Consider the following 14,642-nt stretch of genomic DNA (forward strand, 5'->3'; position numbering starts at 1 on the left):
AGCCTTACCGGAGGCCCTACCGGACGACAACGACGTTGCCGCGGGAATGGTGGAGGACAGCGTGGGCGGTGGACCCAAGTCTCGCACCCAGCGTGTTGCCTCCCTTGGCCCCGAGCACGACGCAGGCCGCGTTATGCGACCACTGGACGATTTCCCCAGGAACAGAGACAGCAACGACAGAGTCCCGGGTGTAGTGGACCTCGGGGTGCCCCTTGAGCAGGGCCGCTGCCCGGTCCAGCACAGCTGCCTCTTCCTCACGAGCTGTAGCAGGTCGCGGGTCTTTGGGATGGGGCTGCACGTGTAGAAGCTGGACATGCTTTCGCAGGGTGAGCGCGAGATTCGCTGCGAAAAGTACTGCCTGGTCGCTCTCGGTTGAACCGTCGACACCGACCAGAAGAATGTCGCGAGTGGGGCGGGCTTCGCGAACGACCATCACGGGGCAGTCCGCGCTTGCTGCGAGGTGGAAGCTCACGGACCCGATCAGTAACCCCGCGAATCCGCCGAGACCACGGGTGCCGATGACGAGCAGGGAAGCTTCTCGGGAGAATTCGGTCAGTGTCTTGGAGGGAAACCCGATGACCAGTCGCTGATGCACCGGAAGATCCGGCTCAGAACGAACCGCTAGGTCACGTCCTTCTGTAACAACTCGCTGCGCTTCCCGACGTAGCCCGCTGTCTTTGATTCCTGCCACGGGGCCCAGGTTCTGCGTGAAGTAGGGCCAGATCCACGCATGGACGACCATGAGAGGTAGGTGGGCTACCGCCGCATAGCGGGAAGCCCACAGAACCGCCTTCCGGGCATTTTCAGAGCCGTCATAGCCAACGACGACAGGCTTTCGCTCGAGGCCCCGGACCGAGAAGTCCGCACCGGAGGTCATACTGGAGCCGTCGTAACCTGATCGGCAACGGACGTGCATCCGGACTCATCCGCTTGGATTCGACTCCGGAGTGAACCGTGGGCGATGACGACCGGGCAAGCGGACCGCTCCGCGACTGAGGAACTAACGGAGCCCAGGAGAAGCCCGGCGAAGCCACCATGCCCGCGGGAGCCGACAACGACCATCAATGCGTGCTCGCTTTCGTCGATGAGCACTTGAGCCGCCGGTCCTTGAAGGACTCGTCGTTCCACCCGGCAGGGTGGTGCGTCTTGAAATGCGGCGGACAGTGCGTGATCGAGGGCGTTTTCTGCTAGTTCGTTGGGGTTCCAGTCGACGGGCGCAAAGGTGCCGAAGCCGATGGGTACTGCCAGGCGGTAACTGCTCTAAGGAAGTCGCCGGCCAGTGGGACGAGGTGGGCTGCGAGTTCGAGTGCGGCGATGGATTGCTCCGAGCCGTCGGCGCCGACGACGATGGCGCGCGGTGTGAAGGATGATGTAGCGGTGTTCATCGTGGCGTCCTGCTTCCGGGTTCCGACTGTTGGACACATAGATCGTTGTACGGATGCCGGATGTCTTGGTAGGGCCGAAAGACCTGTCCGAGAAATCAGGGTCTTTCAGCCCTGACGGTGCAATGTCCTGCGGGTGATGATGGTGAGGATCGTAATCATGTGGATGACGAGGCCTGGTAGGAGCCCGGGCTTTGTCAGATTGGAGGATGTGCATGGACAGGGTCCAAACCACGCCAGGCGCGAAGATGACGGTTTTTCTCCTCGACGACCATGAGCTGGTCCGGCGGGGCCTGCGGGAGTTGCTCGAGGGTGAGGGTTTTGCCGTTATCGGAGAATCGGGATCTGCCGAGGAGGCTGCTCGTAGAATCCCGGCGTTGTCGCCGAATGTCTCGATCCTTGACGCGAGGCTGGCCGATGGTACGGGCATCGAGGTATGCAGGGATGTGCGGTCGGTCGACCCGTCGTTGGCGTGCGTGATTCTGACAAGTTACGACGATGACCAGGCGTTGCGGGGTGCTGTCATAGCCGGTGCAGCCGGATACATCCTGAAGGAAATTCTCGGATCTGACCTGATCGACAAAGTGCGTCGGGCGGCTGCGGGCGAATCGCTGTTCGAAGCAGGTGTGAAAGAACGGATCATCGCCGGGCTTCAGGACGCGCCAGTCGAGGACCCCCGACTGGTCGGTCTGACGAGCCAGGAGAAAAAGGTACTGGCTCTCATCGGAGCCGGGTTGACCAACCGCGAAATCGGAGCGGAGCTCTTCCTTGCGGAGAAAACGGTCAAAAACTATGTTTCCTCGTTGCTGTCGAAACTGGGTTTCCAGCGACGCACACAAGCTGCGGTCTTCATCTCGAGGCCGGCAGCGTCGCCCCGGTAGGTTCGAGCGGAATGTGGAGATGAACCACAGTTCCCTGCCCGGGTGTGCTGTCGATCGAGAGTGCGCCACCGCATAGTTGGGCACGGTGCTTCATGTTCGCCAGCCCGCTTTCGCGGTCCGGGTCCTCAAAGCCTCTGCCATCGTCGATGATCCTCAATTCCAGGTGATCCGTTGTCGACTTCAGGGAGACTGTGATGGCACGGGCTCCGGCGTGACGAAGGGCATTGGAAAGACCCTCGAGGAGAATTGCGCGAACATGATCAGCTGGCTCGCCGCGTACCGAGGTGTCCAGCGGACCGGAGAGTTGCAGGACAGGTTCAAGTTCGTGGCCGTCGAAGGCGTCGGCCACGAGGGCGAAGACGGTGGTGGTGAAGGTCGGGGTGACCTGCGGGACGGAACGCAATGAGTAGATCGTGTCTCGAAGTTCGCGGATGGTGGCGTCGAGTTCAGTCGTGATTGAACTGATACGGCCCAGCGCCTCCTCGTCCGGGGTGTATTTGCGGAGGCTCTGAATACTGAGGCCGGCGGCGAAAAGCCGTTGAATGACCAGGTCGTGCAAATCCCGTGCAATCCGGTCGCGGTCACCGAAGACCGCCTCCTGCTCCCTTTGGCGGTGAATCCGCAGAAGCTCCAGTGCGAGAGACACGTGAGACGCGAACACACGCATCACTTCGTGATCAACTTCGGTGAACAGTGGCGCCCCCGGAGCGCGGCCGATGAGCAGGAACCGCCGGTCCCCTTCCCCGGGGAGCCTGCAGCACAAAGCCGTTCCGATCCGGCCTTCGGCTGCGGGTAGCAGCTGCGCAATTTCGTGCGGGCTCAGAAGCGCCGGAGAGGGCGACATCGTCAGCGATTCCAGCAGCGAGGCACCTTGGCTTCGCCGCCCGAGGAGGCTTTCGACGTCAACTCCGTCTGCGGCTTCGCACATCAGTTCATGCTGGGTGCCGAATGCCCGAAGGACAGCTGCCAGGATGCTCTGCGATGAGTCGGTAGCGTGGGCCGAAAGGATCTCCAGATCGTTTCGGTCCTCGTCTTGCTGACCGAGCAGCTCCCTGACCGCGTTCAGTCCGCCCTCCAACCATCTCGTCCTGCGGTTGGCTTCGTCGAACAAGCGGGAGTTCTCGATCGCCACACCAGCGGCGGACGCCAACGAGACAAGTAGCTGCTCATCGGCGGCGGAGAAGTCCGCTCCCCCGTTCTTCTCCGTCAGGTAGAGGTTCCCGAACACCCGGTCATGGATGCGTATGGGAACCCCCAGAAAGGAGGTCATCTGGGGGTGGTGGGCCGGGAAACCGTAGGAGAGGGGGTGATCGCGTAGATCTGACAGTCGCAGCGGATGAGGCTCTGTAATCAGCAGTCCCAGGACGCCGTGCCCGGTGGGCAACGGTCCGATCCGGTGGATCTCATCGTCTTGAAGCCCGACGGTGATGAAGTGGCTGAGTCTCCGGTGCGGACCGATGACACCCAGGGCTCCGAAGCGTGCATCAACGAGTTGGCATGCTGCGGAGATGACTCGCTCCAGGACTGTGTCGAGTCCTAAGTCGTCTGCGATGGCAGCGAAGGCTGCCAGAAGGTGCTCGACCCCCGCAATCGATTGCCTGACAGAGTCCGCGGGAAGCTCCCCTGGATCCGTGATCATCAACTGCACTCCTTCGAAGAAGGCGCTCTACCTTCTCATTGACGTTCGATCTGCCGAGGAGGGGCGGCTCGTAGTCCTCGCTGACCGGTAGGGTCCGAGGGCCCTACTGGTCGGGCCGGTCAGTTCGTAGTGTCCGTATATGGAAGCTGAGAGTACACCTACGAAAATTCTTGCAGCTCATGAATGCTGGAGCTTGCTCCGTGATAGCCCGTTCGGGCGTCTGGCGTTCTGTGTGCAGGGAGAACCCGATATTCTCCCCATCAACTTCGTCGTCGATCACGGCTCGATTGTTTTCCGCACATCCGAAGGAACGAAGTCCCGCTCCTCAGAGAGAGCTGCCGTCGCCTTCGAAGCTGACGGTTTTCTCGGTGACGGCACTCGAGTGTGGAGTGTCGTCGTGAAAGGGCAGGCGTCGACCATCAACCAGACACCCGAGCTCATGAGGACGGTGCACTTGCCCTTGCACCCGTGGGAGGCGGGCCGGAAGGACCGGTACATGCGCCTGGTCCCCGAGACGATCAGTGGGCGCTCGTTCGCGCCGGTCCCGACATCGCCCTACCTTCAAGCGGTGGAGGCACACGATGAGTAAAAACCAGAGTCGGGCACGGAGGCTCCAGCAGCAGTGAATGGGTAACCGAGCCCAACGAGCTGATCGATCTGGCTCCTGCCCCATGCCGGCCGATGATCAGCAGGTCCGCGCCCGCGCCCTGTAGCGTGAGGGCCTGCAGCGGTGAGTGGAGGTCGTCCACAACCCACCGCACCGGCAGCGAGGGATGCCTCCTCCTCACCTCCACCAACATCGCCGACGCGCTGACGGTCATAGGTTCAAATGACGGACCCATGGCCGTCACCACGGTCAGGGAGGTACCAGCGGCATCAGCCTCCTCCGCAGCCCTCATGAGCGCCTCATAAGACGCCTGGGAACCGTCCACTCCTGCAACCACACCGCCCCGGTCTTCTGCCAATGACGGATGCAGGAACCGTGGCGGTACCACCACGACCGGTGCACCCGAATTCAGCCCTACCAGCAGCGCGACGGATCCTGCAAAGACACCGGTGCCCGGGTCCTTCCGATCAGCGCCGACGATGATCATGTCCGCGGATGCAGACATGCCCAGGAGCGCCTCGACAATTCCACCGCAATGTACGTACGTCGCGACCCGCAGGCCGGGATGACAGTGCTCTACCCTTCCCGCTTCATCGCTGACAAGGTCCCGGCCGGCGATCACCTTGTCCCCGTACGCGGTTCCTGGTCTAAGCAGCGAAGGATCGGCAACGGCATGCAGAATCGTAAGCTGCACGCCGAGTGACACCGCCCTGCGGGCGGCCCAGTCCACTGCAGCCCGGTCCGTCACTGGATCACGCATCGCCACAAGCATCCGTTCCCCATGCGGGGTGGTCGGTGCAGCCGACACCCTGTCGGGCAGGAGAGTCGTCATGGTCGTGCCTCCGGATCATGATCAAGCTCAGGATCTTGGGCCTGAGACGGGATGACGACGGCTCGTCCCCGAAGGGTGCCGGCGTGGAGCGACTCGTAGGCGCGGGGCGCCTCATCAAGGCTGAAGCGTTCAATTTCGACCTTGATCCTGCCCGTGCGGGCCAGTTCCAGGACTTCAATGAGCTCGGATCGAGATCCCCAGTAAGGGGCTCTCGCCGATGACTCCCACGGCGTTGAAAAGAACCCGACCTGCACTGTCCCGGGGCCGACCCCGACGACGACGATCTCCCCGCCGACGCCAACGAGGCGGGCAGCGAGTTCTGTGGTCGATTGGATGCCGACGAAGTCAAAGACGGCCGCCGCGCCCCGTCCGCCGGATAGCGCGCGAATCTCCTCCTCAAGCATCAACATCGTCTCTGCTGCTCCGCCAGTCACGAACCCGAAGTGTGCTCCGACGGCTCGCGCCAGATCGATCTTGTCCCCGGCAGTGTCGAGCGCTATCACCAAACTGGGCGTGATCGCGCGGAGGATTTGCACCGCAACGTGTCCGAGACCGCCCGCGCCAATGACTATTGCTACCGATCCTGGTACCAGGATCGGCAGGCTCTTCTTGATCGCGTGATAGGGCGTCAGGCCCGCATCGGTCAAAGACACGCAGGTCACCGGGTCGAGGCCGCCCAACGAGACGAGGTGCCGCGCGTCGTCGACTAACAGGTACTCAGCCATCGCGCCAGGCGCACCAAGACCGGGTGGGCGGATACCTTGGACCGCAGCGCTCTCGCAGTAGTTCTCCTCACCGCGGGAGCACGCATAGCAGCGCCCGCAACCCCAGGGACCATAAACAAGCACCGACTCCCCGACGCTGATTCCCTTCACCCCCTCACCGAGAGATTCGACAATGCCGGCACATTCGTGCCCAAGGGTCAGCGGGAGCCCGTACACGTACTGCTCTTCCGGCAGACTCATGATGAACTCGTCTGAATGGCAGACCCCCGCAGCGCTTACACGAAGCAGCACCTCTCCCGGCCCAGGAACCGGTACGGGAACGTCAACGACCTCCGGGGCTCTGCCGATACTTCTGTACTGAAAAGCCTTCACGAGTGACCTTTCCCTCCGATAAGTCCTGCTCCCTGTCTTCTACGATCACAGACCGGTAACCGCCTGATCAGGGTCTTTCGGCCCTGATATCCATGCAGGGCTCCCCCGTAGCGTCGATATCAGCCACCCGTTACCGATGTGCCGGATGGCGTCACTCCGATCCCAGAGTGACGCGCAGGAACAGGACCGACAAGAGTGGGCGCGAGGCCCACATCAGGGAAGGACCGCATGATGACAACGCCTTCACGTCAGGACAGCTACTGGGATAGCCCGGGAACACTGCACGCCTCCGAGGTGCTGACGCCGTCCCAGTGCTGGGCGTTGGCAACCACACAGACGATGGGTCGTCTCGGGTTCTTCCGCGAAGGGCTGCTGAACATATTCCCCGTCAACTATTTCGTCCTCGACGAGCACGTCTATTTCAGGACTAGGGCCGACGGTCTCATTGCGACCAGCTACCTCGAACACGCGGCGTTCCAAACCGACTTCGTGGATATGACCACACAGAGCGGATGGGCCATCCTCGTCAACGGACCCGCTACCCGGGTTCAGGACCCTGACAGGCTTTCCATCCTCTGGGGCAAGGTCGCTGAGGAACCGTGGGCACCAGGGTTACGCGACTTATTTTTCGACTTCACGCCGGAGCACGTGCGAGGCCGGCGGTTCCACACCACCCACTAAGCCGGCCTATCAATGCGCCCCCACCACACAGATAGTTCACACAGATAGTTCACACAGACAGATCATGTGAACAGACCAGGCGGACAGATCGGGTGCAAAGTAATGTCCCTTATTGGATCCCTCGATCTCCTCCACCGATCGGTGTCGATGGTGCCAGCTCAAGCATCCCGGCAAGCGCTCCATCTGGTTACTAACGAGAGAAGGAAATTATTATGGATCAGGACCAAGCAATACAGCCTGCGGTGATCTCAGTGCCCGGGAACAGCATCACCGCCCGGGCGCGCGCCGGGACCGGTCCCCGTCCCCTTACTCCAATGTGCCTGATGTGCGGTTCGGAGGACTCCCTGGTCTTCACCAAGTACACCGAACCCCTGACCCTTCCCAACGGGCGAGTGAAGCCCTCCCACGCCTGGTACTGCTGCACGCGCTGCGGACGCACCCGCGATCACACCGTCTCTGCCGGATGGCGCCCGCCCGGCTGGTTCTACTGCACCTGACGAGTACGGCCCATCGAGACGGCAGGAGTACATCGTGCACTTAAGTGTCCAGCGTAGCGGCGGCATCACGGGGGTGACGCGGCTATGGTCCGCTGAAATTCCGGAAGGCGAATGCCCCAGATGGGAAGCAGTTCTCGCGGACGTCCCTCAAAGCGTTAGCACGCGGCCGGATGAGCGCATGTACGACATCACCTTAGGAGGTTTCCATATCCAGGTCACCGAGAAGGATGCGCACCAAGGCCAAATTGCTCGACTGCTACGCGAAGTGCAGCAGACCGGTGCTGCAGCGGACCGGAGCGGATCTGATCTTCTCGCGAAGGCAGAAGCCCCGTCAAAGACACCTGCGTCAGAGAAAGCTGCCTCATCGCTCCATCCAGATGCCGCCACAGCCGCTTTTCATCCACGCCGCTTCTGATCCTTCCTACCGTCACCGAAGCGTAGTGCTGGTCACGTAGCCTACCTACCTGCCTACCTTTGTCAGAAAAGGAAATGCTGACATGGCAGGAGCCGACGTGTGTCAAAGCCGACGGTAGAGATCTACGGCTCCAAATAAAGAGGCTGCACGATCTGCAGGTTACGGGGCGCGGGGCAAGCCATGGTTGTCGCCAGACGAACTGTGAATGCCCTAGCACTCAGATCGGGTCGCACGGACTCCCATGCTTGTGCTCCGCTGAGATCGACGATGACAGTGCTGCCCTGAGCCAAGGTACCCGCACGGCGCACGACCAGGTCCAGTCCGCGCAGGTTCACTGACGTCACGCGGCCATGGACGATGATCCGCACTGTCCTCAGAGACGTATCTGTTGCAATCAGGACCTGAAATTTTTGCCCTACTGAAGACGGGTGGGCTGCCATGGACTTCTCGCGCAGAGATAGCCGGGAAACAGATCCGGGGCTGGTAGCAGCATGCGCTACAGCACCTGGGTCCGTGTTATGCGTCGCGGCGGAATGTGCTGCCGCCTGAGCCTTCGCTGAGGCGTTCACCGGTCTAGGGCCTCTACAGGGAATTGACGGAGAACTGGCGACACGGATGCAAGCGGCGGAGGGCTAGTTGTCAGACTGGTGGAAGAGCCCGCTGCACGAGCCTGTGCCCTGAGGAACACGACTTCCTCTCCCGAGAACCTATGCTCCCCATGCTCGTCACTGCTGAGCTTTTCGCCGGTGGTCGCCTCCACACGGTTCACAAGTGTTCGTGGCAGGACAACCGTTCCGGGATTGCTGATCAACCACTGTTTCACAACGGAATCGAGCCCGACCCACAGCGTACTGATGGTATTCACAAGAGAACCTTCCAGTCGTATCAAAGACCTACCCCGCAGACACTGAGGCTTCCGCGGCGCAGCTCCCACAAAGGCACCCGTATCGGGCGATATCAGGTGAGTGCTATCCATCCCACCTCAACCACCGGACTACCGACAGGGCCGAAAGACCCCTTCGCGTCTTTATCGCTCACCGGACACAAGATCCCTGTGATCATCAATTGGAACCTCGTGCACGAGCTTCGCGTCATCGATTGCCGCTGACGTATCACTGGTAGTGACCTTCGGCTCTGGTTGCTGACCTCACCGGATTCCACGCTTGAAGCATGAGAAGCCACGGTGACGACCGACCTCAACCTCAAGACAACGCTGAGCCACAAACCGGGGGCATCCTAACGACTCTTCAAGCAGGCACTGCTGCTCCGAGACAGAGCACCTTGGGTTCGGTTGATGATCCGCTCGGCGTCCGATCCCTTGTGGAGCAGGCGATAAGGTCCGCTGCACAATGTGTCGGTCTGGGTGTGTCCATGGAAGGCGGAACAGTAATTCTTACAGGTACGGCCGCATCCTCGCAGGACAGATGCAGGGCCGGTCTAGCCTGCTGGTGCGATCCAATGGTGAGCGCCGTGCAGAACAATCTCCGGATCAAGCCTCAGTCCTGAGCGATGCGGTAATTCCACTGTTCCATTAGAACCCACCAGGTGTGCCCTACGCCCTCCAACAGTTGCTACTCGACTGCGCCATGCGGGGTCTCCGGCGTAGGATCCGCGACCGCCGACGGCGGACAGAAAGAAAGGAACCTCATGCCAGTATCGACTCCGGATCGCCGGCGCACGACCGGTGAGACGATGCCGTGGATAGACCATGCCACGCTTAGAGCATGCCGCGGTTAGACCATGCCGGTGGTGCCGAGGAGGGCGCCGACGAGGTAGGTGAACGCCATCGCCAGTGCGCCGCCGAGGACGAGGCGGAGCATGGCACGCCGCCGGGAGCTCCCGCCGACGTGGGCGCTGACAGCCCCGGTGATGGTCAGTGCCACCAGGACCGCGACGAAGGTCAGTGGTATGCGGACCTCCTTCGGCAGAAGGAGGATCGCGAGCAGCGGTAGGACGGCACCAGCCGCGAACGCTGCAGCGGAAGCTAACGCTGCATGCCAGGGGTTGACGACCTCGAGTTCGTCGATGTTCAGTTCGGCTGAGAGGTGGGCGGCCAGGACGTCATGACCCGTCAGTTCGACAGCAACCTGCCGGGCCGTGGCGGGCGTGAGGCCATTGGCCTCGTACAATCCGGCCAGCTCGTCGAGCTCACCGTCGGGATCCTCCCGCAGCTCCTGCCTCTCCTTCTCGATCAGGGCTTCCTGGCTGTCCTTCTGGCTACTAACCGATACGTACTCGCCCAGGGCCATCGAGACGGACCCGCCCACCACCGCGGCGGTGCCGGCGACCAGGATCGGCGCGAGGATGTTCGTCACGCCGGCGACTCCGATCACCGTGGCCGCGCCTGTTGGGTCTGGGCATAGCTCATGGCGATAAGGTCCGGGCCCGATTGCAGAAGGTCCTCACCCGCTTCTCCACCGGAACCGTCAAACGCTCCATCCCGGTAGCGATAGCGCTGTTCATCCTCGCAGCAGTCGTCCTGACCATCGCACTCCTCCCATAACCTGAGTGCGGCATCGGGTCCGCCGGACTCGGTGAGCGTCGGGCTGTCCCCCTCCTCGGCCGGCATCCGACCCGTACACGGAGATCACGGCTGAGGCGCCTATCGCGTCAGATGCTGGCGAGCCGGTATGGCTCGATGAGAAGTTCCTCGAGTTCGGCGCGGTCAATCCTGCCCAGCAGTACAAGCACCGTGCTCTCATCTCCCCTGCCGTAGGGGTCGACGAGGGATGGTTCCGCTTGCGCATGGATGAGCGCGAGGCTTTCCTCCGACTTCACGCTGAGGGTGTCCTCGTCGTACATCCGGGCGAACATGGTGCGCGCGAACCAGGCAGGCTGCCGCCACCTGATTTTCTCGACCAGGTCCGGAAAGCCCAGGCAGAGCGCCCGGACATCCGATTTGCTCAGCGCCGTCGAGTGACGGCACACCGCCGGTCGCCCGGCAGCGCGGTTGCTGCCGCGCACGGTTAGTCAGTCGACGGAACGAACTTCATTAGTTGGCGCTGCCGCCAGACACCCCTGGCGTGGCACGCTTACTGCGTGGATCTTGAAGTGACATCGGACTTGATCATTCCGGCGACCGAATTGCAGTGGAAGTTCTCCAGGTCGTCCGGGCCTGGCGGGCAGCATGTCAACACTTCTGACAGTCGGGTGCAACTCACCTGGGTGGCATTGGAATCGTCGGCGCTAAGCGATGAGCAACGGATGCGAATCGTTCACCAGCTCGACCGGAGCGTTGTCTCGGGCGCGATCACGGTAACGGTGTCGGAGCAGCGGTCCCAGTTGCGTAACCGCGAAATCGCTCTCAAGGCGCTCCGCGAAATTGTGGCCGCCGCACTTACCCCTTCGCCCCCTCTGCGCCGCGCGACGCGTCCCACACGCGGCTCTGAACGGCGCCGTTCGGCGTACAAGCAGCAGCGATCCGCGACCAAGCGACAACGCCGACGGCCCACCAGCGAGTAACGGCTCGCTGTGGCCGGTGCTTCGTGACGCACGCGGACTTAGCAACGAGGACGAGAAGCACACAGCAGCATGCGTTCACCACGCCCAATCTTGGGGCGGCTGCTCGGTGGCAAGCACCCGTCGGGTCGTCTTCTCGGAATGGGTGGTCCCGCATTCTCCGAATGGCCCACGTTTAGCGAATAGGACAACAGCGTGGCGGTCGAAGTGGTCGATCCACCAGGACGACACGCCACCGTTTGCTTGGGCATCAAGCCACTGCTCGTACAGCCCCCTGAACCGGTCGACGGCTTCTGGGTGGTTCCACCACCGGGAGCACCAGTACTGGTTTTGCGACCGATCCACGGACTCGAGTATTGCTACGAGGCTTTCCACCCAGTCCACGAGGTCTTCCGGGGTGTAGGTGAGCTCTGCCCCCTCGCCCTGACCGTTAGGTTCGGTACCACTCACGGTCGTGTTTGTAGTTCCCGTCATGACGGCATCCCTGTCTTTTGGCCCTTGATGCGGTCGACTGTTTCCCCGATGCGGGTGTTGATCGTTTTGTCTCGGAACCAGGGGACGGTGCGGACGATGGTTCCGCCTCCGTTGGAGGTCTTCACCCATGCTCGGTTGGCGGGGAGTTCGGAGAGCTGGGAGACGGACAGGATGTCGCGGCGCTGGGTCTGCACGGACCGGGAGGACCCGTTTCTCGAGGTCGAGGAGCTGCGGACCTTCGCGTCGTACTGGCCGATCGTCTTGGACAGCGACTCGAGAAACTGTGTGTCCTCGGACCCGCCGCCGTAGACCTTGATGGCGGCCGCGGACCAGAGGGTGTCCCACCCGGTGCGTTCGAGCATGGCCATCCCCTGCCCGCGGGTCTGGAAGTAGGAGCTGACGACGATGCCCATGGACCCGAAGAACGAATACCAGTCGGGCAGCTGCTTGAGTTTGACGACGTTCCCGACCTCGTCCAGGTCAGCGACTAGAGGCACCGGAAGGCGGCCACCGGCACGACGGGCGGCCTGCTGCGCGGCCGTGAACACCGCATAGACCAGCATGGACACGAACGCTGCGCCGGAGCCTGCAGCATCCTGCGAGAGCAGGATCAGCGTGTCCTTGCCGGTCACAAATCGGGCCGGATCAAACACCGGGACGCCCGGGGTCGGCGTCGACCACGCCACGAGCTCGTCGTGTACCAACGCTGAGGCCATGCGCTGGGCGCTGGCGGCCACGGACCCGCGGGTGTCGTCTGGTTGGGCGCTCATGCCCTTCAACGCCGATGCCGGGCCCGCAAAGCCGGCACGCTCGAGGAGTTCGGCTGGTTCCATGAAGTCCGCGCTAACCACCCACCGCAGGACGTCCTTCATAGTGCCGTCATTTTTGGCGGCGGCGAGGAGGCACCAGGCCAGGAAGTCACGTCCCTGCGAGTCGAACTGCGCGTCCCCCTTGCCTTGACCGGCGTTGGGTGCCGACGAGGTTTCAAAGATTGAGGCAACCTCGCCTGCGCTCACCGTATCCGTGACACAGGTGAGTGGGTTGAAGATCATGGCGGGTCGGTGGCTGTCGCGCCAGATCCGCTGCGGGTCGAACAGCCACACCGTTCCGGTAGCGGTTTCCATTGTTGTGCGGGCGGCCAGGACCTCGGCAACGCCGTCGACCTTGTTGCTGGTCATCACCTACGGGCCGGGCGCTTCGGTGGCGTGACGAACGACCTGTGGTGTCGACTTACCCCGCCCTATTACCCCGCCCTACCCCTCAGACGTAGGTCGAGCACTCCCGCCAGCCCTGAATAACTGCTTTGGCCCCGGCGTCGCCGGCATACCCGATGGTCGGGCCCGGGCCGATGCTTTCGGCGGTCGGGTGGAGGCGGGCGGCTTCGGTGAGGCGGGCATCGAGCATCGCCGGGCGCATCTTTCCGCCGGGACTCATTCGACGGGATACCTCGGCGGTGCGTGACACCGGGCGGGTCCTCCACCTCGCAAAGGCAGCGATGACCACGACCGCTTCGGCGCCGAGCAGCTAGCTCGCGGCCGCCGGCCACGGATCCCCGGTGGCAAGGCCGATGACGAGGGTGATCGGGTTCCATGACAGGTCGGTGGGAACCGGTGTGAACGCGTCGGCAAGGTGGATGAGGGCGACCGCGGCGAACGCAGCGAGGACCACGAACGAGAGGCGATGACGGGGCCGTTTTCCTCGGTCCACGTCCGGGGGGGGGGCGGTGACACCTGATTGGTGTTGGGGTTCATCGACCCTTCGGCGACCAGCCGACCAGCCGACCAGCCGACCAGCCGACCAGCCGACCAGCAGGGCCTTCTCCCGCTCCGAGACGGGAACACCGTTCCAGCAGGTCCGACTCGTTCTGCGCGAGTCCGCCGAGGATTTTTACGGAGGAGCGTTCCACGAAACCGGTCGCGATTTTCGTCAGCTCGTCGGTGGACAGCTGTAGGTCCTCGATGAAGTGCGTGATCATCAGTTGCCCCAGGCCCTCGGTCCGGTTCAGGCGGGTGATGGAGTCGATCTGGTGCACCAGCAGCTCACTGGCGCTCAGGGATTGCCACAGCTCGTCCATGATCATCAGGTGGTGGCGTTCCTCCATCAGGCCCGCGTCGGCGAGGGTCTTCGCGGCCGAGATGCCGGCCTGACCGTAGGACCAGCACACTGTCTGCACCGCGGCGCGGAGCGTCAGCTGCGATTCGTCGATGAGGGAAATATCGAAGTCAACGGAGGCGTCGATCTCTATTTCCTTGGTGGTGTGCTGGCAGAACACGTCGCCGAACGGGCCGTGCTCGCCGAGGGCGTTCAGGCCGGCCAGGAAGTTCTTGAGCCGACTGGATCTGCGGTGGCGCGGACTTGATGGCGTCGACAACGTCCCCGACCAGCGGTTGCCGGCTCTCAACTTCTGCTTCTCGGCCGCCATGGCGATCACCATGGACAGCACCGTCTGTTCCTGCTTTTTCGCATCCAGCGGTTCCTTGAACACCAGTTCGATGAGCCCGGTGAGGGTCATCAGGCGCCGTGCGTGGATCTCGGCGCCATCTGCCGCTGCATCGAAGCCGGAAGACACGCGAGCTCCCGCCAGAGCGGGCCGGCGTCGAGAGGGTTGGTCCCTCCGACACCAGTGGCAGCGTTCCACATGATCTTCGCCTCGACAGCCTGCAGCTGGTCAGGGCTCT

The 14,642-nt window shown here is 62.7% G+C and carries 17 protein-coding genes and 1 pseudogene; 6 read left to right on the plus strand and 12 right to left on the minus strand.

What is annotated here, in order from left to right; all coding sequences use genetic code 11:
* Window positions 1-16: 16 nt before the first annotated feature.
* Both FNH21_RS03420 and FNH21_RS03425 read right to left on the minus strand, forming a co-directional pair.
* Window positions 17-877: a universal stress protein gene (locus FNH21_RS03420; RefSeq protein ID WP_191931574.1), complete on the minus strand. Its 861-nt coding sequence runs from the start codon at window positions 875-877 to the stop codon at window positions 17-19.
* A complete protein-coding gene (locus FNH21_RS03425; protein WP_338403196.1) occupies window positions 874-1,248 on the minus strand; it encodes a universal stress protein in 375 nt (124 codons plus the stop codon). Before FNH21_RS03425 ends, FNH21_RS03420 begins: the two co-directional genes overlap by 4 nt.
* Window positions 1,249-1,597: 349 nt before the next feature.
* Here FNH21_RS03425 and FNH21_RS03430 point away from each other — a divergent pair, with 349 nt between their 5' ends.
* Window positions 1,598-2,263, plus strand: a complete 666-nt coding sequence (locus FNH21_RS03430) for a response regulator (protein ID WP_152812323.1) — start codon at window positions 1,598-1,600, stop codon at window positions 2,261-2,263.
* Here FNH21_RS03430 and FNH21_RS03435 read toward each other — a convergent pair.
* Complete coding sequence (locus FNH21_RS03435; RefSeq protein ID WP_152812325.1) at window positions 2,232-3,902, minus strand: GAF domain-containing sensor histidine kinase; 1,671 nt, start codon at window positions 3,900-3,902, stop codon at window positions 2,232-2,234. The two genes, FNH21_RS03430 and FNH21_RS03435, sit on opposite strands and share 32 nt — an antisense overlap.
* 139 nt (window positions 3,903-4,041) lie before the next feature.
* Here FNH21_RS03435 and FNH21_RS03440 point away from each other — a divergent pair, with 139 nt between their 5' ends.
* Window positions 4,042-4,491, plus strand: a complete 450-nt coding sequence (locus FNH21_RS03440) for a pyridoxamine 5'-phosphate oxidase family protein (RefSeq protein WP_152812327.1) — start codon at window positions 4,042-4,044, stop codon at window positions 4,489-4,491.
* Here the strand turns inward: FNH21_RS03440 and FNH21_RS03445 are convergent.
* Window positions 4,421-5,341, minus strand: a complete 921-nt coding sequence (locus FNH21_RS03445; RefSeq protein WP_152812329.1) for a universal stress protein — start codon at window positions 5,339-5,341, stop codon at window positions 4,421-4,423. The genes FNH21_RS03440 and FNH21_RS03445 overlap by 71 nt on opposite strands.
* On the minus strand, window positions 5,338-6,438 hold the full coding sequence (locus FNH21_RS03450; protein WP_191931575.1) for an alcohol dehydrogenase catalytic domain-containing protein: 1,101 nt from the start codon (window positions 6,436-6,438) through the stop codon (window positions 5,338-5,340). The genes FNH21_RS03445 and FNH21_RS03450 overlap by 4 nt, the downstream gene beginning before the upstream one ends.
* Before the next feature lie 231 nt (window positions 6,439-6,669).
* On the opposite strand from FNH21_RS03450, the gene FNH21_RS03455 reads away from it, so the two are divergent.
* The 3 genes from FNH21_RS03455 to FNH21_RS17490 all read left to right on the plus strand — a co-directional run bounded on the left by FNH21_RS03455 (window position 6,670) and on the right by FNH21_RS17490 (window position 9,537).
* On the plus strand, window positions 6,670-7,119 hold the full coding sequence (locus FNH21_RS03455; RefSeq protein ID WP_206687022.1) for a pyridoxamine 5'-phosphate oxidase family protein: 450 nt from the start codon (window positions 6,670-6,672) through the stop codon (window positions 7,117-7,119).
* Between the two features lie 675 nt (window positions 7,120-7,794).
* A complete protein-coding gene (locus tag FNH21_RS03460) occupies window positions 7,795-8,031 on the plus strand; it encodes a hypothetical protein (RefSeq protein ID WP_152812333.1) in 237 nt (78 codons plus the stop codon).
* A 1,170-nt stretch (window positions 8,032-9,201) separates the two neighbouring features.
* Window positions 9,202-9,537 carry a BON domain-containing protein gene (locus FNH21_RS17490; protein ID WP_152812335.1) on the plus strand — a complete coding sequence of 112 codons (336 nt, stop codon included), beginning with the start codon at window positions 9,202-9,204 and terminating at the stop codon, window positions 9,535-9,537.
* Between the two features lie 227 nt (window positions 9,538-9,764).
* Here FNH21_RS17490 and FNH21_RS03470 read toward each other — a convergent pair.
* Together FNH21_RS03470 and FNH21_RS03475 are read right to left on the minus strand one after the other, a co-directional pair.
* Window positions 9,765-10,373 (minus strand): annotated as a pseudogene (locus FNH21_RS03470) (VIT1/CCC1 transporter family protein); the annotation flags it as partial.
* Between the two features lie 268 nt (window positions 10,374-10,641).
* Entirely contained in the window at window positions 10,642-10,995 is a 354-nt protein-coding gene (locus FNH21_RS03475) for an MmcQ/YjbR family DNA-binding protein (RefSeq protein ID WP_152812338.1), read from the minus strand.
* A 75-nt stretch (window positions 10,996-11,070) separates the two neighbouring features.
* Between FNH21_RS03475 and arfB the strand changes: the two genes are divergently transcribed.
* Window positions 11,071-11,493 carry an alternative ribosome rescue aminoacyl-tRNA hydrolase ArfB gene (arfB, locus tag FNH21_RS03480; protein WP_191931577.1) on the plus strand — a complete coding sequence of 141 codons (423 nt, stop codon included), beginning with the start codon at window positions 11,071-11,073 and terminating at the stop codon, window positions 11,491-11,493.
* A gap of 75 nt (window positions 11,494-11,568) precedes the next feature.
* Here arfB and FNH21_RS03485 read toward each other — a convergent pair whose 3' ends face one another.
* From FNH21_RS03485 to FNH21_RS03505, 5 genes are all read right to left on the minus strand, one after another.
* Window positions 11,569-11,940 (minus strand): DUF4913 domain-containing protein, encoded by a 372-nt coding sequence (locus tag FNH21_RS03485; protein ID WP_191931578.1) that lies wholly within the window; start codon window positions 11,938-11,940, stop codon window positions 11,569-11,571.
* A gap of 20 nt (window positions 11,941-11,960) precedes the next feature.
* Entirely contained in the window at window positions 11,961-13,142 is a 1,182-nt protein-coding gene (locus FNH21_RS03490) for a type IV secretory system conjugative DNA transfer family protein (protein WP_152812344.1), read from the minus strand.
* 82 nt (window positions 13,143-13,224) lie between these two features.
* The gene (locus FNH21_RS03495; protein WP_191931579.1) at window positions 13,225-13,398 is read right to left on the minus strand and encodes a hypothetical protein; all 174 of its coding nucleotides are present in this window, start codon (window positions 13,396-13,398) and stop codon (window positions 13,225-13,227) included.
* Between the two features lie 90 nt (window positions 13,399-13,488).
* Window positions 13,489-13,632 carry a hypothetical protein gene (locus FNH21_RS03500; protein WP_191931580.1) on the minus strand — a complete coding sequence of 48 codons (144 nt, stop codon included), beginning with the start codon at window positions 13,630-13,632 and terminating at the stop codon, window positions 13,489-13,491.
* A gap of 79 nt (window positions 13,633-13,711) precedes the next feature.
* Complete coding sequence (locus tag FNH21_RS03505; protein WP_206687045.1) at window positions 13,712-14,533, minus strand: hypothetical protein; 822 nt, start codon at window positions 14,531-14,533, stop codon at window positions 13,712-13,714.
* Window positions 14,534-14,642 lie beyond the last annotated feature (109 nt).

The organism is Arthrobacter bussei (genome assembly GCF_009377195.2).
Classification (GTDB): Bacteria; Actinomycetota; Actinomycetes; order Actinomycetales; family Micrococcaceae; genus Arthrobacter_D; species Arthrobacter_D bussei.

What these genes read in the sequence shown, in the direction of transcription:
- FNH21_RS03435 (WP_152812325.1), bottom strand. Translation starts at nt 3,902, where the DNA reads ATGATCACGGATCCAGGGGAGCTTCCCGCGGACTCTGTCAGGCAATCG.
- FNH21_RS03445 (WP_152812329.1), bottom strand. Translation starts at nt 5,341, where the DNA reads ATGACGACTCTCCTGCCCGACAGGGTGTCGGCTGCACCGACCACCCCG.
- FNH21_RS03455 (WP_206687022.1), top strand. Translation starts at nt 6,670, where the DNA reads ATGACAACGCCTTCACGTCAGGACAGCTACTGGGATAGCCCGGGAACA.
- FNH21_RS03420 (WP_191931574.1), bottom strand. Translation starts at nt 877, where the DNA reads ATGACCTCCGGTGCGGACTTCTCGGTCCGGGGCCTCGAGCGAAAGCCT.
- FNH21_RS17490 (WP_152812335.1), top strand. Translation starts at nt 9,202, where the DNA reads ATGAGAAGCCACGGTGACGACCGACCTCAACCTCAAGACAACGCTGAG.
- FNH21_RS03440 (WP_152812327.1), top strand. Translation starts at nt 4,042, where the DNA reads ATGGAAGCTGAGAGTACACCTACGAAAATTCTTGCAGCTCATGAATGC.
- FNH21_RS03490 (WP_152812344.1), bottom strand. Translation starts at nt 13,142, where the DNA reads ATGACCAGCAACAAGGTCGACGGCGTTGCCGAGGTCCTGGCCGCCCGC.
- FNH21_RS03430 (WP_152812323.1), top strand. Translation starts at nt 1,598, where the DNA reads ATGGACAGGGTCCAAACCACGCCAGGCGCGAAGATGACGGTTTTTCTC.
- FNH21_RS03460 (WP_152812333.1), top strand. Translation starts at nt 7,795, where the DNA reads ATGTACGACATCACCTTAGGAGGTTTCCATATCCAGGTCACCGAGAAG.
- FNH21_RS03495 (WP_191931579.1), bottom strand. Translation starts at nt 13,398, where the DNA reads ATGAGTCCCGGCGGAAAGATGCGCCCGGCGATGCTCGATGCCCGCCTC.